Genomic DNA, 21,064 nt, shown 5'->3' on the forward strand with positions numbered 1-21,064 from the left:
GCGCTCAGGCGGCCTCAGGGCCCCGGAACGCGCGCCGGTAGGCGTTCGGCGTCGTACCCAGGGACCTCACGAACTGGTGCCGCAGCGCGGCCGCCGTCCCGAAGCCGGTCCGGCCCGCGATGGCGTCCATCGTCTCGTCCGTCCCCTCCAGCAACTCCTGCGCCAGCAACACCCGTTGCCGCAGGATCCAGCGGTACGGCGTGGTGCCGGTCTCCTGCTGGAAGCGGCGGGCGAAGGTGCGCGGGGCCATCAGGGCGCGGGCGGCCAGCTGCTCGACGGTGACCTCCTCGTCGAGGTGCTCCGTCATCCAGGCCAGCACCCCGCCGACCGTGTCGCAGGGGCCCTCCGGCAGCGGACGCTCGATGTACTGGGCCTGGCCGCCGTCCCGGTGCGGGGGCACCACCATCCGCCGGGCGATCTTCCCGGCGACCTCCGGCCCCTGCTCCTTGCGCACGATGTGCAGACAGGCGTCGATGCCGGCGGAGGTGCCCGCCGAGGTGATCACCGGGTCCTCGTCGATGTACAGCACGTCCGGCTCGACCCGGGTCCGCGGGAAACGGCGGGCCAGCAGGTCCGCGTGCCGCCAGTGCACGGCGCACCGGCGCCCGTCCAGCAGCCCGGCGGCGCCGAGCACGAAGACGCCGGAGCAGACGCTGAGCACCCTGGCCCCCCGGTCCACCGCCCGGCGAAGGGCGGCGAGCAACTCAGGGGGATAGTCCCGGGCGACGTTGGCGTCCGAGGCCGGCACCGCGATCAGATCCGCCTCCTCGAGCCGGTCGATGCCGTACGGCGTGGAGACGGTGAGGCCCGGCACATGGGTGCCGAGCGCCGGTCCCTCCGCCGAGACCACCGCGAAGTCGTACACCGGCAGCCCCTCGTCGGAGCGGTCGAGGCCGAAGACCTCGCAGACCACCCCGAGCTCGAAGGGATGCACACCGTCGAGAAGCACCGTGGCCACGTTCTTCAGCATGCTGCCAGTGTGCCTCTTCGCTGGCAGTAATTCGAGGGTGTGTGGCAGTGCTGCCACTCACGGTAAGGAGCATTCGGCGCGAGAGTGGTGTCCATGAACGGAAACCAGATCGAAGGTCTCATCGGAATGGTCCTGGTCCTCGGCATCCTGGTCCTCATGGCCCTCCCCTCCGTGCTCGGCATCCTGCGCGACCGGCGCATCGACCGGCAGATCAGGGAGGCGCGGCGGACCGAGGGGGCCGGCCACCGCCGGGAAACCCAGCACCGCGGAAGGTCCCTGACCGCCTAGCTTCCCCGGCACGACGACCACCTCGCGGACGGTGTCGGCCGGGGACGCACTCGACCTCAAGCAGCCGGCAGGCGGCTCAGAAGTCCTCGTCGAGGTCGACGGTGCCCTCCACCGCCACCTGGTACGCGGACGGACGGCGCTCGAAGAAGTTCGTCAGCTCCTGCACGCCCTGCAGCTCCATGAAGGAGAACGGGTTCTCCGAGCCGTACACCGGGGCGAAGCCCAGGCGGCCGAGCCGCTGGTCGGCGACGCACTCCAGGTACTGGCGCATCGAGTCCGTGTTCATGCCCGGCAGACCGTCACCGCACAGGTCCCGGCCGAACTGCAGCTCCGCCTCGACGGCCTCCCGCAGCATGTCGGTGACCTGCTGCCGGAGTTCGTCGTCGAAGAGCTCCGGCTCCTCCTTGCGCACGGTGTCCACGACGTCGAACGCGAAGCTCATGTGCATCGTCTCGTCACGGAACACCCAGTTGGTGCCGGTGGCGAGACCGTGCAGCAGACCCCGGCTGCGGAACCAGTAGACGTACGCGAAGGCGCCGTAGAAGAACAGGCCCTCGATGCACGCGGCGAAGCAGATGAGGTTGAGCAGGAAGCGGCGGCGGTCGGCCTTGGACTCCAGGCGGTCCAGGTTGTCCACCGAGTCCATCCACTTGAAGCAGAACTCGGCCTTCTCGCGGATGGAGGGGATGTTCTCCACCGCGGCGAACGCGGCGGCGCGGTCCGCCGGGTCGGGGAGGTAGGTGTCCAGCAGGGTCAGGTAGAACTGGACGTGCACGGCCTCCTCGAAGAGCTGGCGCGACAAGTACAGGCGCGCCTCCGGGGAGTTGATGTGCTTGTACAGCGTCAGCACCAGGTTGTTCGCCACGATCGAGTCGCCCGTCGCGAAGAAGGCGACCAGCCGGCCGATCATGTGCTGCTCGGCGGGCGTGAGCTTCGCGAGGTCGGCCACGTCCGAGTGGAGGTCGACCTCCTCCACGGTCCAGGTGTTCTTGATGGCGTCCCGGTAGCGCTCGTAGAAGTCCGGGTAGCGCATCGGGCGCAGGGTCAGTTCGAAGCCCGGGTCGAGAAGGTTCTTGTTGTCGCTGGTCATTACTGGCAGGCCTCGCAGGACTCGGGGTTCTCAAGGGAGCAGGCGACGGCCTCGGGGTCCGGGGCGGCCTGCACGGGGACAGCGGCCTGTGCGGCGCGGGCGATCCGGGTCGCCGGGCGCGAGCGCAGGTAGTACGTCGTCTTCAGCCCGGACTTCCAGGCGTACGCGTACATCGAGGAGAGCTTGCCGATGGTCGGCGTCTCCAGGAACAGGTTCAGGGACTGGGCCTGGTCCAGGTACGGGGTGCGGGCGGCGGCCATGTCGATCAGGCCGCGCTGCGGGATCTCCCACGCCGTGCGGTAGAGCCGCCGTACGTCCTCCGGGATCCACGCGAAGTCCTGCACCGAGCCGCTCGCGTCGCGCAGCGCCTCGCGGGTGCGGGCGTCCCAGACGCCGAGGTCCTTGAGGTCCTGCACCAGGTAGGAGTTGACCTGGAGGAACTCGCCGGACAGCGTCTCGCGCTTGAAGAGGTTCGAGACCTGCGGCTCGATGCACTCGTAGACACCGGCGATGGACGCGATGGTGGCGGTGGGCGCGATCGCGAGGAGGAGGCTGTTGCGCAGACCGGTCGTCGCGATCCGCGCGCGCAGCGCCGCCCAGCGCTCCGGCCAGGTGAACTCGACGCCGTAGTGGTCGGGGTGCAGCACGCCCTGCGCGGTGCGGGTCTTCTCCCAGGCCGGCAGCGGGCCGCTGCGCTCGGCGAGGTCGGCGGAGGCCTCGTAGGCGACGAGCATGATCCGCTCGGCGATCCGGGTGGAGAGGGCCCTGGCCTCGGGGGAGTCGAAGGGCAGCCGCAGCTTGAAGAAGACGTCCTGGAGGCCCATGGCGCCCAGGCCGACGGGCCGCCACCTGGCGTTCGACCGGCCCGCCTGCTCGGTCGGGTAGAAGTTGATGTCCACGACCCGGTCGAGGAAGGTGACGGCGGTGCGGACGGTCTCGTCCAGCCGCTCCCAGTCGATGTCACCTGCCGCCTTGTCGACGAACGCGCCGAGGTTGACCGAACCGAGGTTGCAGACCGCCGTCTCGCCGTCGTCCGTGACCTCCAGGATCTCCGTGCAGAGGTTGGAGGAGTGGACGACATGGCCGGGGGTGGCCGTCTGGTTCGCGGTGCGGTTGGCCGCGTCCTTGAAGGTCATCCAGCCGTTGCCGGTCTGCGCGAGGGTGCGCATCATCCGGCCGTACAGGTCACGGGCCGGAATGGTCCTGAGCGCGAGGCCGGCCGCCTCGGCCCTGCGGTAGGCGGCGTCGAACTCCTCGCCCCACAGGTCGACCAGTTCGGGCACGTCGGCCGGGGAGAACAGCGACCACTGCGCGTCCGCGTTCACCCGGCGCATGAACTCGTCCGGGATCCAGTGCGCGAGGTTGAGGTTGTGGGTACGGCGGGCGTCCTCGCCGGTGTTGTCGCGCAGCTCCAGGAACTCCTCGATGTCGGAGTGCCAGGTCTCCAGGTAGACCGCGGCCGCGCCCTTGCGCCGGCCGCCCTGGTTCACGGCGGCGACCGAGGCGTCGAGGGTCTTCAGGAACGGCACGATGCCGTTGGAGTGGCCGTTGGTGCCGCGGATCAGCGAACCCCGGCTGCGGATCCGGGAGTACGACAGGCCGATGCCGCCGGCGTGCTTCGAGAGGCGGGCGACCTGGTGGTAGCGGTCGTAGATCGAGTCCAGCTCGTCCTTCGGCGAGTCCAGAAGGTAGCAGGACGACATCTGGGGGTGCCGGGTGCCGGAGTTGAAGAGGGTGGGGGAGGACGGGAGGTAGTCGAGGCGGCTCATCAGGCCGTAGAGCGCGGCGACTTCGTCCACCGACCTCGCGCCCGTCTTCGAATTGAACGCAGTGTCCTCGGCGAGGCCGGCGGCGACCCGGAGCATGAAGTGCTGGGGGGTCTCGATGACCTTGCGGGTGATCGGGTGCCGGAGCAGGTAGCGGCTGTGCAGCGTGCGCAGGCCGAAGTAGCCGAAGCGGTCGTCGGCGGCCGGGTCGACGAGGGTGTCGAGGCGGCGGGCGTGCAGCCGTACGAACTCGGCGGTCCGGTCGGCGATCAGCCCCTCCCGGTGCCCCACGGCGACGGACTCGGTGAAGGAGGTCACGCCCTGCGAGGCGGCCTCGGCACGGACGGAGACCGTCAGCAGCCGGGCGGCGAGCCTGGAGTAGGCGGGGTCCTCGGAGATGAGGCCGGCGGCGGCCTCGGTGGCCAGCTCGCGCAACTCCGCCTCGTCGGCCCGCGCGGACCGGCCGCGCAACGCGGCGGCGGCGACCCGGCCGGGGTCGGCGTCGGGGAGGTCGGCGGTCAGCTCGGTCAGGGTCCGCAGCAGCGCGGTACCGGGACCGTCCTCTTCGGCAGAGATGACCGCTGAAGCCGGGTCGGCTGGCGCGATGGTCACGTGGGACTCTCCCTCGCTGGGCTCGGGGCCTGGCGGAGGGCAGCGGGCAGCACGAGCGCGCGTGGGCACACGTCGAGACCCTGGCCCACTCCGCGAGGCCCGGACGTCAGAACGCCCGCGCCGGGTGGCTGGGCGTGCTGTCGGCAGGTCCTCGGACTGATTCCTGTGCACGAACATGCACAAGTACACCGTTGCGGGACAGTTCCGGATTCGCACCGGATTCCCCTGCGGCGACAGCGAGCATGAGCATACATCTAGTGCCGGGTTGTCGTGTCACCCCCAGATGTTGTGTCGTGGCGGTGTCGGAGCGTCAACTCATAGGTGAGGAGAGTGATGTCGTCCAGGTGCGGTACGGGATTCCAGTCCCGGTCGGGTGTGCGGACGAAACCCAGACGTTCGTAGAGACGGTGGGCGGTGTGCATGCCTCGCTGGCTCGACAGGACGACGGCCGTGCAGCCCCGGGTGGCCCGTGCGCGGTCGATGCAGGCCCGTACGAGGGCCTCGCCGGCGCCTTTGCCGCGGGCCTCGTGTGCGACCGCGAGCGCCCTGATCTCCGCCTCGCCGGGGCGGGCGATGTCGGCGACCGGGCCGGGGCCGGCGACGAAGGTGACGCCGCCGAGGAGCTTTTCGCCGGACACGGCCACGAGCACGTCGGCGGCGGCCGCCCGGCTCGCCACGTCCTTCAGCACGGGCAGGTACTCGTCGCCCTCGCCGTAGTCGAGGAGGCCGTCCAGAAGGTAGGCCTGGGCGGTCATCTCGCCGAGGGGCTCGTACTCACCGGGTTCCGCCCGCCGTATCACGATGTCCATGGCCCGAGTCTGCCGGACTCCCGCCTGCGGAAACCTCTCGATTTCCCCGGTGGGGCGCCCGGGTTGGGGGCTGTGCCGGGAGTGATTCCATGGAAGGAGGTGCCGGTGCCCGCGGGTCCGCCGTTCCGAGAACACTCCGGGAACGCGTAAGGAGAAGGCACCATGACGAGGGTCGTCCGGCACCCGCCCGGCAAGGAGCTTCCGCGCGACGCGCCGATGGCGACACTGGACCTGCGACGCGCGGGCAACCGGGTCGGATCCGGTCTCATGGGCCGCTGGCACGCCCTGACGATCCGTCTGGAGGCCCGTCACGGCGCCACCCGCCCCAGGAAGTGGCACCGTTGGGTCTCCTACGCCAACGTCACGAGGGCGGTCTGGCTGGTCGCCGCGCTGGCCATGCTCGCCTGGACCGGTGAGGGGCTGTACATCCTCGCCACGGGCGAGACGACCGGATTCGAGTCATGGCGGAAGCGCAACAGCGTGGGGTTCGACACCGTCAGCAGGTTCGTCGGCCCGATCCTCGCCGCCTCCGTCGCCGCCGCACTGTTCCTGTTCTGGTGGTACCGGTGGACCAAACGGCGCTACCTCGCCAAGGCGCTGCGGGATCCCCGCGGGCTGGTGCCCACCGCGGGTCCCGACACGGCCGAGATCGTGGGCCGGGACGAGGTCGCACAGGTCATCGCCGAACGGCTGCGGGAGCGCGACACGCGCCGGCCCTATCTGCTGGTCGGCGGCGTCGGCGCCGGCAAGACCGCGGTCCTCGTACGGCTCACCGAACTCCTGGCCCGGCAGAACGCCGTACCGGTGCCGATCCGGCTCAGGGACGCGGTGGACGGAGGCGACCTCAACTTCGAGCGTCTGGCCAGGCGGCGCTTCGCCGAGGAGGCGCCCAAGGGCATCCTGGCGCGCACCAAGACCGACCGGGTCTGGCAGCAACTCCTCGCCGACGACAAGCCGGTCGTCCTCGCCGACGGCCTGGAGGAGGCCCTCCTCGACGACGGCCATCAGCAGAACCGGGACAACGTCATCCGCCAGGCCATCGAACGCGCCCACGAGGAGAAGCTGCCCCTGGTCATCGCCTCCCGGCCGCACAGCCCACTGGAGAACACCTCGGCCGCGATCGTCGAACTGGAACCGCTCGGTGAGGACGCGGCAGTTCGCTTCGTCGAGGCGGGCGTACGGGAGAGCGACGAGCGCCGGGTGGACTGGATCGTGGAGACGGCGGAGGTGACCGAGTCGCCGATCTACCTCCAGATCGCCCGCGAACTCCACCGGCGCGGAGCCCTGGACCACAACCGTGCGGACCACGATCCCCACCACCTGAACGCCCGCAGCCGCGACCGGGCCACCCTGCGGCTGTGGCTGCTGGAGAGCTGGGCCGAGGCGCTGTGCGAGGGGAAGCTGCGCGAGGACGTCGCGCTGGCCCCGCAGGAGCGCCGCGACGCCCTTGAGCTGGTCTCGGCCCTGGCCTGTGTCGGCCTGCTCCAGGACAAGCTGGAGGTCGGCCTCCCGGAGCTGCTCGCCCCGGAGGTCCTGCACCCCGGTCCGGCCCGGCGGGCCCGGGCCCTGGCGGAACGCGTGTGGGCCGACCGGGTGTTCGACCACTACGGCAAGGACGGCAACCTCCTCTCCGACTGGCACCGACAGCAGATCTGGGACGCGCTGTGCGAGCGGCTCGGCGACGAGGAACGCCGACGGCTGCGCACGGGGAACATGGACCAGTGCCAGGCCGGCCTCGCCCGTCTCGCGGCGCAGGCGGGCAGACTCAAACTGGTGGAGGGCTCCGGGCGAAGGGTCCGTTTCCCGCACAGCATCATCCAGGCCTACTTCGGCTACCGCCTGCTGGACCAGCTGGGGGAGCGGGGTGCCGGGCAACTGGTCGAGGAGGCGCTGCAGCCGCCCGGTCCCAGCCGGGAACTGCTCATCGCGCTGGTGCTGTTGTCCCGGGTGCGGGAGGCGCGGCTGCCGGATCCGGGGAGCGGGTTGCGGGCCGCCGTGCGCAAGGGGGTGACCGAGCGGGTCCGGCAGTCGCCCGTCGGGGGCCGCACGTCGGCCCAGCGGCTGTGTGACGCCGCGAGCCGTCGCACGGACGATCCGAAGGCCCTCGACCTCTACGCCGCGGCTCTGGAGATCGAGAGCGCGGAGGCCGATCCCCGGCGCCTGGGCGACATCGTGGCCGCGGTGCGCGAACGCTGGCCCGACATCAAGGGGGACCGGCGCACGCTGCGGGACGCCAAGCGCAGACTGCTCAAGCAGCTCGGAGCCGCGCTGCGCAAGGTGTCCGACCGGGTCGACACCACCCCGCTGTACTGGCAGCTCTTCGAGATCGGCATCGAGGAATCCTCCTACTCCACCCGCCTGGCCATCGCCCAGGAGTTCGGTGCCGGCGGCAACCCCGCGTTCGCCGTGATCCGCGAGCGGGTCGGTCTGAACAGCGACCCGGTGCGGGAGTACGAGGACCGGCTCGGCAAGCTGAGGGCCTGGAAGCGGCGGGAGTACGAGACGTGGGCCGCGAACATGGGGCGCGCGAGGTCGGCCAAGTCGCTCTCGGGCGCCGTGTCGACCGAGCGCGTCCGGCAGCTGCAGCAGGACCGGAAGGAGCTGAACCGGCGCTACCGCGAGCAACGGGTCTGCCTGTTCCGGGAGTTCGTGATGCGGGCCTGGCTGGTCCCGATGCTCCTGGGATCCGTCGACGAGGCCCACCGTGACGAGGCGCGGGAGCGCCTCACCAAGTGGCTGCGCCACCTCGACCCGAACTTCACCGGCGGCGCCCCTGACCTGCCGCTCGCCCTGGAGGCCGCGCTGGCCCAGGGCTTCAAGTACGCGGCCAACCGGCGTCAGCGGTATCCGGAGACCTATCCCGGCGGGCGGGCCGATCTGATCCGGCAGGCGGAGACCGTACTGCAGCAGTCACGGTGCTGGTATGCGCAGCTCAGCCTGTTGCACGCACTGTGCCTGTGGGAACTCGAGGACTGCGCCGACGGCAGTGGGGCCACCGCGGTGCAGACCGTGCAGCGCTGGCTGTCGATGACGGGCACGGTGAACGCGCCGCCGGGGCGGGCCGACGCGTCCGGCGGGACACCCCGGCGGTGTCTGCATCCGTTCGTCGCCGAAGCCGGTGATCTGGTGGCTCTCGCCCTGGAGACCGGGCAGCCCGAGCGGTTCCTGTGGATCGACGAGAAGGGCGCGGCCGACAACATCGGGGCCCGCGCCGACACCTGTGGGGGCCATCGCAGGCACAGCCTGTGGATTCCGCCGTCGGTCGGCTGGAGCACCCTGGACCCGCGCGCCCAGCGCCTTGTCGCCGACGTACTGGTCATGCTGAACCTCATCGAACGGGACGGGCACCCGGACGGGGTCGAGGAACGCCTGGCCCGTGCGGAGCAGCCGGGTATGCCGCTGCCGCCGTGCATCCGTGCGAACCGGGAGCCGCTGCGGCCCGGACTGCGGATCGGTACGTCCAACCCGCCCGAACCGGGCGTGACCTGCCTGCCCGACTGCAAGTTCCAGCTCTGCCCGTACCCGCCTCGCGGCTGGCTGCCCCGTGGGGAGATCCGCGAGCCGTTCTGCCGCCAGCAACAGGCGCTGCTGCCCGGCAGCGTGCGGCGCTGGCTGCCGCGGGGGCTGCGCCGCAAGACGCCGCGCTGGGTCGGGATGCGGGTTCGCGAACTGGACCGGTTCTGGGACGAGATGGCTCGGCGGACGCGGGAGTAGCGAGGTCGGGGGGAAGCCGGAAGCGGGCCGCCGTTGTGCTTGATTTTCGGCGGCCCGCTGCGGGTTGTGTGTGGTTGCTCGCGCAGTTCCCCGCGCCCCTGGCGGGGCGCTGTTAGTGGGCGCTTCCTGCGACAGCCGGAGGCAGTTCCACTTCCACGCCCGAGTCGCCCGCGTCGGCCGTGTAGTCCTCCGGGTTGGTCTGGTCGATGCCCTCGGGGGCCTTGAGGGCCTTCAGGACGAAGGTCAGGATCACGGTGACCGCCACGTTCATGACGAACGCGGTGAGGCCGATGTAGCCGATCTCGCCGATGCCCGGGATCTCCTTGGCGCTGCCGCCGAAGTGCGCCTGGGTGGGGGAGGCCACCCCGTACGCCGCGGCCGTGCCGTAGACCATGCCGACCGCCCAGCCGGCCAGCAGCGCCCAGCGGTGGAACCAGCGGGTGAACAGGCCGCCGACCAGGGCGGGGAAGGTCTGGAGGATCCAGATGCCGCCGAGGAGCTGGAAGTTGATGGCGACCGTCTTGTCCATGGTGAGGACGAAGATCAGTGCGCCGACCTTCACCAGCAGGGACACCAGCTTGGAGACCTGGGCCTCCTGCTTCGGCGTGGCGTCGGGCTTGATGAAGTCCCGGTAGATGTTGCGGGTGAAGAGGTTCGCGGCCGCGATGGACATGATGGCCGCGGGGACCAGGGCGCCGATGCCGATCGCAGCGAAGGCGACGCCGGCGAACCAGTCCGGGAACATGTTCTCGAACAGCTGCGGGATGGCGAGCTGGCCGTTGGTGACCTTGACACCGGCCGCGACGGCCATGAAGCCCAGCAGGGCCAGCAGGCCCAGCATCAGGGAGTACAGCGGCAGGATCGTGGTGTTGCGGCGGATCACGTCACGGCTCTTGGAGGAGAGCGTCGCGGTGATCGAGTGCGGGTACATGAAGAGGGCGAGCGCGGAGCCCAGCGCCAGGGTGGCGTACGTCCACTGGCCGGCCTCCGCCGGGACCAGCGCGCCGCGCGGCTTGCCGGTCGCCGGGTTGGTCTGGGAGAACGCGGCGCTCGCCTTGGCGAAGATGTCGTCGAAGCCGCCCAGCTTGATCGGGATGTAGATGATCGCCACCGCGATGACGATGTAGATCAGCGCGTCCTTCACGAACGCGATCAGGGCGGGGGCACGGAGGCCCGAGGAGTAGGTGTAGGCCGCGAGGACGCCGAAGGCGATCAGCAACGGCAGGTCCTTCACGAACCAGTTGGTGCCGTCGCTGCCGCCGATGCCCATCACGTCGAGCACCGCCTGGATGCCCACGAGTTGCAGTGCGATGTACGGCATCGTCGCCAGGATGCCGGTCAGGGCGACGGCCAGTGAGAGGCCCTTGGAGCCGAAGCGGCCGCGCACGAAGTCGGAGGTCGTCACATAGCCGTGCTTGTGCGAGACCGACCACAGGCGCGGCAGGAACGTGAAGATCAGCGGGTAGACCAGGATCGTGTACGGCACCGCGAAGAAGCCGGCCGCGCCCGCAGCGTAGATCGCCGCCGGCACCGCGACGAAGGTGTAGGCCGTGTACAGGTCGCCGCCGAGCAGGAACCAGGTGATCCAGGTTCCGAACGACCGGCCGCCGAGGCCCCATTCGTCCAGGGAGTGCTCGTTCTCGGCCTTGCGCCAGCGCGCGGCCAGGAAGCCGATGACCGTGACGGCCAGGAAGAAGAAGATGAAGACGCCGAGCGCGACGCCGTTCACACCGTCCTTCACTGCTGCGCACCCCCGTCCGTGCTCGTGGCGGCCTTGCGGGAGCGCTGGTCACGCTGCCACAGCTGGTACGCGGTCATGGTGAGCGCGGTGGAGAGCAGCACCCACAGCATCTGGTACCAGTAGAAGAACGGGATCCCGATGAACACCGGGTCCGTCTTGGCGTACGAGCCCACCCACATCATCGCCACGAAGGGCGCTATCAGGCAGAGGGCGATGGCGACGCGCAGAGGCGTCACCACCGCCGCCTTGGTCACTTCGGACGCATCTGACATCTCGCGGCTCCGTCCCCTCACTGACCGCACGGCGATCACCGTTGTTCACCTGTGTAATGCGCAGGCAATCATGGCGAACGCGTGAGGCCAGTGGAAGACCTCATCCGCATATCGGCATGTCGATTTGGTGGAGAAGGGTGACGTGCCGTCAGGAGGGGCTGGAGGGGAGGGTCGGAGGGGAGGTGCCGAAGGGTACGGGCGGGAGCGGCCTCAGTCCTGCGGCCGCTTGAGTCGCGCGGTGAACTTGTAGCGGTCGCCGCGGTACACCGAGCGGACCCACTCCACCGGCTGGCCGTCGCGGTCCAGGGAGTGGCGGGAGAGCATCAGCATCGGCAGGCCCACGTCGGTGCCGAGCAGGCCGGCCTCGCGCGGGGTCGCGAGGGAGGTCTCGATGGTCTCCTCGGCCTCGGCGAGGTGGACGTCGTACACCTCGGCGAGGGCGGTGTAGAGGGACGTGTACTTGACGAGGGAGCGGCGCAGGGCCGGGAAGCGCTTCGCGCTCAGGTGCGTGGTCTCGATCGCCATCGGCTCGCCGTTGGCCATGCGCAGCCGCTCGATGCGCAGCACGCGCCCGCCCGCCGTTATGTCGAGCAGCCCGGCCAGCCGGTCGTCGGCGGTGATGTAGCCGATGTCCAGCAGCTGCGAGGTCGGCTCCAGGCCCTGGGCACGCATGTCCTCGGTGTACGAGGTGAGCTGGAGCGCCTGGGAGACCTTCGGCTTCGCGACGAAGGTGCCCTTGCCCTGGATGCGCTCAAGACGGCCCTCGACGACCAGTTCCTGGAGGGCCTGGCGGACGGTGGTGCGCGAGGTGTCGAACTCGGCGGCCAGGGTGCGCTCGGGCGGGACCGGGGTGCCGGGGGCCTGTGTCTCGGTCATTTCGAGCAGGTGCTTCTTCAGGCGGTAGTACTTGGGCACGCGCGCGGTACGGACGGCTGTCCCGCTCTCGTTCTCCGCACTGCTGACGTCGGTGCTCATGCTCCGCCTTCCCGGCTCCTGGTCCTGCTCGCCACGTGGCTCGGCAGCGTACCGGGATTTCCCCTGCACGCTGCGTGATCCCCTCTGTATACCGTCGTCGGCCCTTCTGGTCTAGTCCATAGCTGGAGTGGTCTACCGGAATTGTCTCGTCCGCGCCTCGGCTTTTCGAGGGGTTCTTACTTAAAGGTTCCTGCATATGTAGGTCGCATAACGGCTGGTCGGAGCCTATTCGGCCACCCTTGACAGGCCTGCTGGTCTGGGCCAAGCTTCCCGCACTGGTCTACACCATTGGTCCAGGTCCCGGCCCAACGCTCGTGCGGGGAGGCAGGGGGGTTTGTGGCATCCCTGAGGAGGGTGGCGTGAAGCGCAAGCTGATAGCCGCGATTGGTATCGCGGGCATGGTCTTCTCCGTTGCGGCGTGTGGCAGTGACAACAAGGACGACAACAAGTCCCAGGGCTCGGACGCCAAGGCGCTGACCGTCTGGCTCACGGTGGACGCGCAGAACAACTGGCCCGAACTGGTCAAGGCCGCCGACGCCGCCGTGCAGAAGAAGCACCCCGGCATCAAGATCAAGCACGAGTACTACGGCTGGCCGGACAAGAACGCCAAGCTGGATGCCGTCCTCGCCACGGACAAGGTCCCCGACGTGGTCGAGATGGGCAACACCGAGATGCTCAGCTACATGGTCAAGGGCGCCTTCGCCCCCGTCGACGCCTCCCAGTTCACCAACTCCGACCAGTGGCTCGACGGCCTCAAGGCCTCCGTCACCTACCAGGGCAAGACCTACGGTGTGCCGTACTACGCCGGCGGCCGTGTCGCCAACTGGCGCAAGGACATCGCCGCCTCGGCCGGCATCAAGACCACGCCGAAGACCTACACCGAGCTGACCGCCGACCTGGACAAGATCCAGAAGAAGGAAGGCAGCAAGTTCAGCGCCTGGTACCAGCCCACCCGTGACTGGTACGCGGCCATGTCCTTCGTCTACGACGCCGGCGGCTCCATCGCGGTCGAGAACGGCGGCAAGTGGCAGGGCAACCTCTCCTCGCCCGAGTCCCTCAAGGGCCTCACCGAGTTCAAGAACGTCATCGACAAGTACATGCACGGTGACAAGACCAAGGACGAGTCCGACCGCTACATCGTCTACGGCCAGGGCAAGTCGTCCATGATCTTCGGCGCCGCCTGGGAGGGCGCGACCGCGGCCGACCCGAAGAACGACAAGACCGGCGGCAAGCTGAAGGACAACCTCGTCAACTTCGTGATGCCCGGCCCGTCCGGCAAGAACATGCCGGTCTTCCTGGGCGGCTCCGACCTCGCCATCCCGGTGAAGTCCAAGGCGCAGGCCGTCGCCGCCGAGTGGATCAACGCGTTCACCGGCTCCTCCGGCCAGAAGGGCCTGATGGCCAAGGGCAACCTGCCCAACAACAAGACCGACCTCGCCACGCTGAAGAACGACCCGGCGACCGCGGTGCCGGCCGAGGCGGCCGAGTCCAACTGGTTCGTGCCGATGGCGCCGGGCTGGGGCCAGGTCGAGAAGGCGCAGGTGCTGCAGAACATGCTGCAGAACATCGGCACCGGCAAGGAGACGGTCCAGGCGGCGGCCAAGGAGGCCGACGCGGCCATCGACAAGGTCATCAACAGCACCAACTAGTGGCTTGCGGCCGGGCCTGGCCGACGGGGAGCCAGGTCCGGCCGGTGGGTGATTTCGGAAAGCGCCGTGTTGGGCCGGTGGGCTGGTCCCGGTCCGTTGTGGCTGGTCGCGCAGTTCCCCGCGCCCCTGAGGGGCGCGCTGCTGTCGGCCTCTCTCGATCTGCTTGAGGAGCGCACGATGAGTGCCGTTGATACGACCACACCCCCCAAGGTGCCGGCACCTCCACCGGACTCCCCGCGACGACCACATGCGAACCGGCGCTCGGGCGGGCCCGCCGTCCCCTGGCTGTTGCTCGCGCCCTGCCTCGCGATCCTGGCACTCGTCCTCGGTTACCCCTTCTACCGGCTGGTCACCCTCTCCTTCCAGGAGTTCGGGCAGTCCCAGCTGTGGGGGTTCAAGCCGGCCGAGTGGGTCGGGTTCGGGAACTTCTCCGAGGTGCTGGGCGACAGTGAGTTCTGGCAGGTCGTGCTGCGCACGATCGTCTTCGCCGTCGGCTGCGTGGTCTTCACCATGGTGGCCGGCATGCTCATCGCCCTGCTGCTGCAGCGCGTCTCAGGCTGGGTGAAGACGCTGGTCAACATCGTGCTGGTGGCCAGCTGGGGGATGCCCGTCGTGGTCGCCACCACGCTGTTCAAGTGGCTCTTCGACTCCGACTACGGCATCCTCAACGCCCTGCTCAGCAAGCTTCCCGGGGTCGAGATGATCGGCCACAACTGGTTCGCCAGCGGACCGCAGGGCCTGGCCGTGATCATGCTCCTGGTGGTGTGGGGGGCCGTGCCCTTCGTGGTCATCACACTGAGCGCCGGTCTGACCCAGGTCCCCAAGGAACTGGAGGAGGCGGCCCGGCTCGACGGCGCGGGCGCCTGGGGCGTGTTCCGCTACGTCACGCTCCCCGTCCTCAAGCCGATCGTCGTGATGCTCACGACGCTGTCGGTCATCTGGGACATGGGCGTCTTCCCGCAGGTCTTCGTGATGCGCGGTGGCCACCCCGAACCCGAGTTCCAGCTGCTGACCACCTGGTCCTACGACCGCGCCTTCGTGATCAACGACTACGGGCAGGGCTCCGCGATCGCCCTGCTCACCGTGCTCCTCCTGCTCGGCGTCGTCGCCGTGTACATGCGCCAGATGCTGAAGATCGGAGAGGTCGAATGAGCACCGTCGCCACCACCGGCCGACGGAAGTCCAAGGCCGGCTGGAACTTCCTCGGCCTGCTGGTCTTCCTCACCGTCGGCTTTCCCGTCTACTGGATGGTCAACACGGCGTTCAAGCCGGCGAAGGACGCCATCGACCCCGACCCGAGCCTGCTGCCCACCGGCATCACCCTGTCCAACTTCCGCCGCGCGCTGGACATCGCCGACTTCTGGGGCCCGGTCAGCCGCAGCCTGATCGTCTCCCTCTCCGTCGTGGTGATCGGCATGGTCGTCGGCCTGCTGGCCGCCCTCGCCATCTCCCGGTTCGCCTTCCGCGGCCGCAAGGTCGTGATCGTCGGCATCCTCGCCGTCCAGATGGTCCCGCTGGTCGCCATGATCATCCCGGTCTTCCTGCTTCTCAACGACCTGGACCAGTACGACAAGCTCAGCGGCCTGATCATCACCTACCTGACCTTCATCCTGCCGTTCACGGTGTGGACCCTGCGCGGCTTCATCGTCAACATCCCGAAGGAGCTGGAGGAGGCCGCCATGGTCGACGGCTGCTCCCGCACCGGCGCCTTCATCCGCGTGGTCTTCCCGCTGCTCGCCCCCGGCATGGTCGCCACCTCGGTCTACGCCTTCATCCAGGCCTGGAACGAGTACATCTACGCCCTGATGCTGCTCAGCCAGGAGCACGAGACCGCGACCGTCTGGCTCGCCAACTTCTCCACCAAGCACGGCACCGAATACGCCCCGATGATGGCCGGCGCCACGATGATGGCCGTGCCGATGGTCGTCCTCTTCCTCCTCGTCCAGCGCAAGATGGCCGCGGGTCTCACCGCGGGCGCCGTGAAGGGATAACCCCATCCGATGACGACATTCGCCAGCGGTACGGCTGCGTTCAACTCGAAAGACCGACTCACGCGCGACGCGCTGACCGTCCTCCAGCCGGGCTTCACCGGCACCACCGCCCCCGACTGGGTGCTGCGCCGGCTCGGCGAAGGCCTCGCCTCCGTGGGCGTGTTCGGCCGCAACATCGTCTCGGCCGAGCAGCTCTCGGCCCTCACCGCCCAGCTGCGCGCCGAGCGGGACGACGTCCTGGTGGCGATCGACGAGGAGGGCGGTGACGTCACCCGCCTGGAGGTGCGCACCGGCTCCTCCTTCCCCGGCAACAACGCCCTGGGCGCCGTCGACGACCCGGAGCTGACCCGGCAGGTCGCCCTCGAACTGGGCCGCCGCCTCGCCGCCTGCGGGGTGAACTTCAGCTGGGCCCCGGTCGCCGACGTGAACTCCAACTCCGCCAACCCGGTCATCGGCGTCCGCTCCTTCGGCGCCGACCAGGATCTGGTCGCCCGGCACACCGCGGCCTACGTCACCGGCCTCCAGGCGGCCGGGGTGGCGGCCTGCACCAAGCACTTCCCGGGCCACGGCGACACCGCCGTCGACTCCCACCTCGCCGTGCCCCGTATCGACGCGACCGCCGAGGTCCTGCACGCCCGCGAGCTGGTCCCCTTCCGCGCCGCCATCGCCGCCGGCACCCGCGCCGTGATGAGCGCGCACATCCTGGTCCCCGCCCTGGACCCGACCAGGCCCGGGACGCTGTCCCACCGCATCCTCACCGAACTGCTCCGCGGCGAGCTCGGCTACGACGGCCTGATCGTCACCGACGGCATCGAGATGCAGGCCATCGCCGGGACCTACGGCATCGAACACGGCACCGTCCTGGCGATCGCCGCCGGAGCCGACGCGATCTGCGTGGGCGGCGGCCTCTCGGACGACGAGACGGTACGACGGCTGTGCGACGCCCTGGTCGCGGCGGTCCACTCCGGCGAGCTCCCCGAGGAACGCCTGGCGGACGCGGCGCAGCGGGTGCGGGAGCTGGCGACCTGGACATCCACGACGGAAGCGGTCCGGCCGGACCCCGCCCTCACGGACATCGGCCTCGTCGCCGCCCGCCGTGCGCTCCATGTGACGCGCGTCGACCCCTGCACCCCGCCCACCGGACCCCTCTTCGTCGCCTCCCTCACCCCCGAGACCAACATCGCGGTGGGCACGGAGACCCCATGGGGGGTGTCCGCCGAACTGACCCGCCTGCTGCCCGGCACCGAGACCGGCAGCTTCGCGGGCGAGGACGCGGGGCACGCGGCGATCGTGGCGGCGGGGGAGCGCCGTATCGTCGCGGTGGTACGCGACGAGCACCGCCACCCCTGGATGACCAGGGCGCTGGACATCCTGCTCAAGGCCCGCCCCGACACGATCGTGGTGGAGATGGGCCTGCCTCAGGCGACGCCCCGGGGCGCCCTGTACATCGCGACGCACGGTGCGGCGAGGGTGTGCGGAGTGGCGGCGGCCGAGGTCATCGCAGGCCGGACCGCGTAGGCGAGCACGAAGGGTGCGGTCCTCGGCCCGCGGGAATCACCGTGCCGGGGACCGCACGCCGAACCACTGCTCGGCGCCGTACGCCTGGAACCGCTCCAGCTCGGTGAAGCCGAGCTTCGCCGCGAGGCGCATCGAGCGGAGGTTGGCGGTCTGGGTGTAGAGCACCACCGGCTCACCGGGACGCACGCCGGAGAACCAGTCGAGCGCCGCCGCGCATGCCTCGCCGGCGTACCCGTGTCCCCAGGCCTCCGGCAGGAACAGGTAGCCGAGCTCGGTCTCCCCGGCCGCCCGGCGGCCGGCCGCATCCTCGGGGCTGTGGGGGTCGAGCTGGATGGTGCCGATCGCCGCTCCGTCGAGCTCGACCACGAAGAATCCGGGGCGCCGCCCGGGCACCTCGGGCACCAAGCGTTCCAGCTCGGCACGCGGCCGAGGGCCACCGAGGTAGGTACCCACCTCCGGCGAGGCATCCAGCTCGATGACCACCGCACGATCCCGAGCCTCGGACGCACGAAGCACGAGCCGCTCGGTCTTGATCGGTGCAACCGGCCAGACGTCGGTTCCTAACACAGTCATGCCGGGCAACCTATCCGACGCGCCCGCGCTGCCGCGCCCCAAAGGGGCGCGGGGCTGTATCGATGTGCGGCTCCGCCGCGTGGGCGCGAGCAACCCCCCACCCACGGCCAGCCCGATCACAACCGAACCCGGCAGCCGATCCCGCTAAATCCCCTGCCACTCCGGCTTGTTGGCAAAGGTGTACTGGAAATACTCCGCATGCTTCAGCTTGGACGCGGCGCCTTCGTCGACGACCACCGTGGCATGCGGATGCAACTGCAGCGCCGACGCCGGGCACACCGCGGCAACCGGCCCCTCCACCGTCGCCGCGACCGCGTCGGCCTTCCCTTCACCCGTGGCCAGCAGCACCAGATGCCGCGCCTCCAGGATCGTCCCGATCCCCTGGGTGATGACGTGGTGCGGCACCTGCGCGATGTCGCCGTCGAAGAACCGCGCGTTGTCGACCCGCGTCTGCTCGGTCAGCGTCTTGATCCGGGTCCGCGAGGCCAGCGAGGAACACGGTTCGTTGAACCCGATGTGCCCGTCGGTCCCGATCCCGAGCAGTTGGAGGTCCACACCGCCCGCCCGCGCCAGCTCCGCGTCGTAGGCCTGGCAGGCGGCCCGCACGTCCTCGGCCGCGCCGTCCGGGCCGAGGAACGCGTCCATCCCGATCCCGAGCGGTTCCAGCACCTCGCGCCGCAGCACCGACCGGTACGACTCCGGATGCTCGGCCGGCAGCCCCACGTATTCGTCGAGCTGGGCTATGCGGGCCCGCGAGGTGTCCACGGCACCGGCCCGGACCTTGGCGGTGAGCGCCTGGTAGATGGGCAGCGGGGTCGAGCCCGTGGCCACCCCGAGCAGCGCGTCCGGCTTGTGCCGGAGCAGCTGCGCCATGGCCTCGGCGATCAGCTCGCCACCCGCGGCGGCGTCCGGAACGATGACAACTTCCACGCTGGGCCTGCCGTTCTGAAGAGAGCTGAAGAGAGCTGAAGGATCTGGAAGGTCTATGTGGTTTAGACCAATCTGGATGGGACCAATCTAACAGAACCGACCCCTGTCACCACAGGCCGGGCGCAGGGAAAGGGGACAAGCGCGAGGTTACGTGAATGCGTCAGATGGGGTGAATCAAGGAAAACTTCCGCGGCCCACCGCGGCCCCCTCGCCGGGCCGCGGAAAATTGCCCCGGCCATCCGTCCCCACGGCTCATCCCGGCGGGCTAGGCTGCGACCGCATCAACTGTGAACAGTCTCCAACGCATGGACACACACCGTGGTCTAGTCCACAATTGCGTACGAGGGCTGAACGAGTACGGCGTCAGCCGTACAGCACAGTCACACTCTTCCGTCTTCCCCGCACAGGAAGGCGGACCGAGGATCCGGAGCTCTCTGCCCTGACTGCCCCGGCTCCTCACCTTCGGCCGACCGGGACCGCACACCCCGCGGCCGTTGCTGCTCCGGGCTGCGGTGCCGGGAGGGTTGAGGGTCCCTCCCAGGCGCCGCGGCCCGCGGGTGTTTCCGGGCCCTCCGTCTCGCGCCGGCCCGCTGATTTTCGGCCATCCACATACCGCCAGGTACGCTCACAGACGTGCCCTCCATGAACGAACTGGTCCGCCAGCACACCGCCCTCGACGACTCCGACCTCGAGTGGCTCCATCTGCTGGTCTCGGAGTGGCAGCTGCTCTCCGACCTCTCCTTCGCCGACCTGGTCCTGTGGGTGCCCACCCGGGACGGCACCCGGTACGTCTCGGTGGCCCAGATGCGCCCCAACACCGGCCCCACCTCCTACCAGGACGACATGGTCGGCCACCTGGTCCCGCGCGGCCGCCGGCCCATGCTGGACATCGCCCATGACGAGGGCCGGATCGTCCGCGAGGGCGACCCGGAGTGGCGTGAAGAGGTCCCCGTACGGGTCGAGTCCATCCCGGTGCGGCGCGAGGGCCGGATCCTCGGGGTCATCGCCCGCAACACCAACCTGCTGACCGTGCGCACCCCGAGCCGCCTGGAGCTCACCTACCTCCAGAGCGCCTCCGACCTGGCGCAGATGATCGCTGCCGGATCGTTTCCCTTCCCGAACCAGCAGGTCGACATGGACGCCTCGCCGCGGGTCGGCGACGGCCTGATCCGGGTGGACGGCGACGGCATCGTCCAGTACGCCTCCCCGAACGCCCTCTCCGCCTACCACCGCCTCGGCCTCGCCGCCGACCTGCTCGGCCACCACCTGGGTGAGACCACGGCCGAACTCGCCCCGAGCAAGGGGCCGGTGGACGAGGCGCTCGCCAAACTCGCCAGCGGCTGGGCGCCGCGCGAGTTCGAGATCGAGTCCGAGGACGGCGTCATCCAGTTCCGGGCGATCCCCCTCAAGCCCAAGGGCACCCGCATCGGTTCCCTGGTGCTGCTCCGGGACGTCACCGAACTGCGGCGCCGCGAGCGGGAGTTGATCACCAAGGATGCGACCATCCGGGAGATCCACCATCGGGTGAAGAACAACCTCCAGACGGTCGCCGCGCTGCTGCGCCTGCAGGCCCGGCGCATCGACTCGGAACGCGGCCGGGAGGCCCTGGAGGAGGCCGTACGGCGGGTCGGCTCCATCGCCATCGTGCATGAGACGCTGTCCCAGAACCTGGACGAGCGCGTGGAGTTCGACGAGATCGCGGACCGGGTGCTCGCCATGGTCGCCGAGATCTCGCCGGGGAAGGTCACCGGCCGGCGCACCGGCCGCTTCGGGATACTCGACGCCGAGGTCGCCACCCCGCTGTCGATGGTTCTCACCGAAATCCTCCAGAACGCCCTGGAACACGGCTTCCGCGAGGGCGACACCGGCACCGTCGAGGTCACGGCGGTCCGGGGCGGCACCACCAAGGAGTCCCGGCTCCTCGTCACGGTCCAGGACGACGGCGTCGGCCTGCCCGAGGGCTTCGACCCGCACCGCTCCGGCAACCTCGGCCTCCAGATCGTACGGACGCTGGTGGAGGGCGAGTTGGGCGGCACCTTCGACATGGTGCCGGCGCCGGAGCGGGGGACCCGGGTGATCCTGGACGTGCCGGTGCGCCCGCAGAAGTAGGCCGCGCCGACGGGGTGTTCGGGTACGGCGTTCGGGCACGGCGTTCGTGCACAGCAA

General features: G+C 69.8%; 16 protein-coding genes and 1 riboswitch. Of the genes, 7 read left to right on the top strand and 9 right to left on the bottom strand.

Annotated features, from left to right (window positions below; genetic code table 11):
* Window positions 1-4: 4 nt before the first annotated feature.
* Entirely contained in the window at window positions 5-970 is a 966-nt protein-coding gene (locus ACWGKQ_RS34265; RefSeq protein ID WP_453295910.1) for a helix-turn-helix domain-containing protein, read from the bottom strand.
* A gap of 93 nt (window positions 971-1,063) precedes the next feature.
* Here ACWGKQ_RS34265 and ACWGKQ_RS34270 point away from each other — a divergent pair, with 93 nt between their 5' ends.
* Window positions 1,064-1,258 (top strand): hypothetical protein, encoded by a 195-nt coding sequence (locus tag ACWGKQ_RS34270; RefSeq protein ID WP_453295911.1) that lies wholly within the window; start codon window positions 1,064-1,066, stop codon window positions 1,256-1,258.
* Between the two features lie 76 nt (window positions 1,259-1,334).
* On the opposite strand, the gene ACWGKQ_RS34275 is transcribed toward ACWGKQ_RS34270, so the two are convergent.
* The 3 genes from ACWGKQ_RS34275 to ACWGKQ_RS34285 all read right to left on the bottom strand — a co-directional run bounded on the left by ACWGKQ_RS34275 (window position 1,335) and on the right by ACWGKQ_RS34285 (window position 5,535).
* Window positions 1,335-2,348, bottom strand: a complete 1,014-nt coding sequence (locus ACWGKQ_RS34275) for a ribonucleotide-diphosphate reductase subunit beta (RefSeq protein WP_453295912.1) — start codon at window positions 2,346-2,348, stop codon at window positions 1,335-1,337.
* Complete coding sequence (locus ACWGKQ_RS34280; RefSeq protein WP_453295913.1) at window positions 2,348-4,726, bottom strand: ribonucleoside-diphosphate reductase subunit alpha; 2,379 nt, start codon at window positions 4,724-4,726, stop codon at window positions 2,348-2,350. The genes ACWGKQ_RS34275 and ACWGKQ_RS34280 overlap by 1 nt, the downstream gene beginning before the upstream one ends.
* A gap of 125 nt (window positions 4,727-4,851) precedes the next feature.
* A riboswitch (cobalamin riboswitch) is annotated at window positions 4,852-4,976 on the bottom strand.
* Window positions 4,977-4,980: 4 nt separating this feature from the next.
* Entirely contained in the window at window positions 4,981-5,535 is a 555-nt protein-coding gene (locus tag ACWGKQ_RS34285) for a GNAT family N-acetyltransferase (RefSeq protein ID WP_453295914.1), read from the bottom strand.
* Window positions 5,536-5,697: 162 nt separating this feature from the next.
* Between ACWGKQ_RS34285 and ACWGKQ_RS34290 the strand changes: the two genes are divergently transcribed.
* Window positions 5,698-9,249: an ATP-binding protein gene (locus ACWGKQ_RS34290; protein ID WP_453295915.1), complete on the top strand. Its 3,552-nt coding sequence runs from the start codon at window positions 5,698-5,700 to the stop codon at window positions 9,247-9,249.
* Between the two features lie 112 nt (window positions 9,250-9,361).
* Here the strand turns inward: ACWGKQ_RS34290 and mctP are convergent, their stop codons facing one another.
* The 3 genes from mctP to ACWGKQ_RS34305 all read right to left on the bottom strand — a co-directional run bounded on the left by mctP (window position 9,362) and on the right by ACWGKQ_RS34305 (window position 12,237).
* Window positions 9,362-10,990 carry a monocarboxylate uptake permease MctP gene (mctP, locus tag ACWGKQ_RS34295; protein ID WP_453295916.1) on the bottom strand — a complete coding sequence of 543 codons (1,629 nt, stop codon included), beginning with the start codon at window positions 10,988-10,990 and terminating at the stop codon, window positions 9,362-9,364.
* Window positions 10,987-11,262 carry a DUF3311 domain-containing protein gene (locus tag ACWGKQ_RS34300; RefSeq protein ID WP_453295917.1) on the bottom strand — a complete coding sequence of 92 codons (276 nt, stop codon included), beginning with the start codon at window positions 11,260-11,262 and terminating at the stop codon, window positions 10,987-10,989. The genes mctP and ACWGKQ_RS34300 overlap by 4 nt, the downstream gene beginning before the upstream one ends.
* Before the next feature lie 210 nt (window positions 11,263-11,472).
* Window positions 11,473-12,237 carry a GntR family transcriptional regulator gene (locus tag ACWGKQ_RS34305; RefSeq protein ID WP_453295918.1) on the bottom strand — a complete coding sequence of 255 codons (765 nt, stop codon included), beginning with the start codon at window positions 12,235-12,237 and terminating at the stop codon, window positions 11,473-11,475.
* Window positions 12,238-12,596: 359 nt separating this feature from the next.
* On the opposite strand from ACWGKQ_RS34305, the gene ACWGKQ_RS34310 reads away from it, so the two are divergent.
* The 4 genes from ACWGKQ_RS34310 to ACWGKQ_RS34325 all read left to right on the top strand — a co-directional run bounded on the left by ACWGKQ_RS34310 (window position 12,597) and on the right by ACWGKQ_RS34325 (window position 17,395).
* Window positions 12,597-13,886 (top strand): extracellular solute-binding protein, encoded by a 1,290-nt coding sequence (locus ACWGKQ_RS34310; protein ID WP_453295919.1) that lies wholly within the window; start codon window positions 12,597-12,599, stop codon window positions 13,884-13,886.
* 177 nt (window positions 13,887-14,063) lie between these two features.
* Window positions 14,064-15,038 carry a carbohydrate ABC transporter permease gene (locus ACWGKQ_RS34315; RefSeq protein ID WP_453295920.1) on the top strand — a complete coding sequence of 325 codons (975 nt, stop codon included), beginning with the start codon at window positions 14,064-14,066 and terminating at the stop codon, window positions 15,036-15,038.
* Window positions 15,035-15,877, top strand: a complete 843-nt coding sequence (locus ACWGKQ_RS34320; RefSeq protein ID WP_453295921.1) for a carbohydrate ABC transporter permease — start codon at window positions 15,035-15,037, stop codon at window positions 15,875-15,877. Before ACWGKQ_RS34315 ends, ACWGKQ_RS34320 begins: the two co-directional genes overlap by 4 nt.
* 9 nt (window positions 15,878-15,886) lie before the next feature.
* Entirely contained in the window at window positions 15,887-17,395 is a 1,509-nt protein-coding gene (locus tag ACWGKQ_RS34325; RefSeq protein WP_453295922.1) for a glycoside hydrolase family 3 protein, read from the top strand.
* Between the two features lie 36 nt (window positions 17,396-17,431).
* On the opposite strand, the gene ACWGKQ_RS34330 is transcribed toward ACWGKQ_RS34325, so the two are convergent.
* Together ACWGKQ_RS34330 and nagB are read right to left on the bottom strand one after the other, a co-directional pair.
* Window positions 17,432-17,968, bottom strand: coding sequence for a GNAT family N-acetyltransferase (locus ACWGKQ_RS34330; RefSeq protein WP_453295923.1), 537 nt, complete (start codon window positions 17,966-17,968; stop codon window positions 17,432-17,434).
* A 144-nt stretch (window positions 17,969-18,112) separates the two neighbouring features.
* Window positions 18,113-18,898: a glucosamine-6-phosphate deaminase gene (gene nagB, locus ACWGKQ_RS34335; RefSeq protein WP_453295924.1), complete on the bottom strand. Its 786-nt coding sequence runs from the start codon at window positions 18,896-18,898 to the stop codon at window positions 18,113-18,115.
* A 642-nt stretch (window positions 18,899-19,540) separates the two neighbouring features.
* Here nagB and ACWGKQ_RS34340 point away from each other — a divergent pair.
* Window positions 19,541-21,007: a sensor histidine kinase gene (locus ACWGKQ_RS34340; protein WP_453295967.1), complete on the top strand. Its 1,467-nt coding sequence runs from the start codon at window positions 19,541-19,543 to the stop codon at window positions 21,005-21,007.
* Window positions 21,008-21,064: the final 57 nt, after the last annotated feature.

The sequence above is a fragment of the Streptomyces sp. NPDC054770 genome (assembly GCF_053611985.1).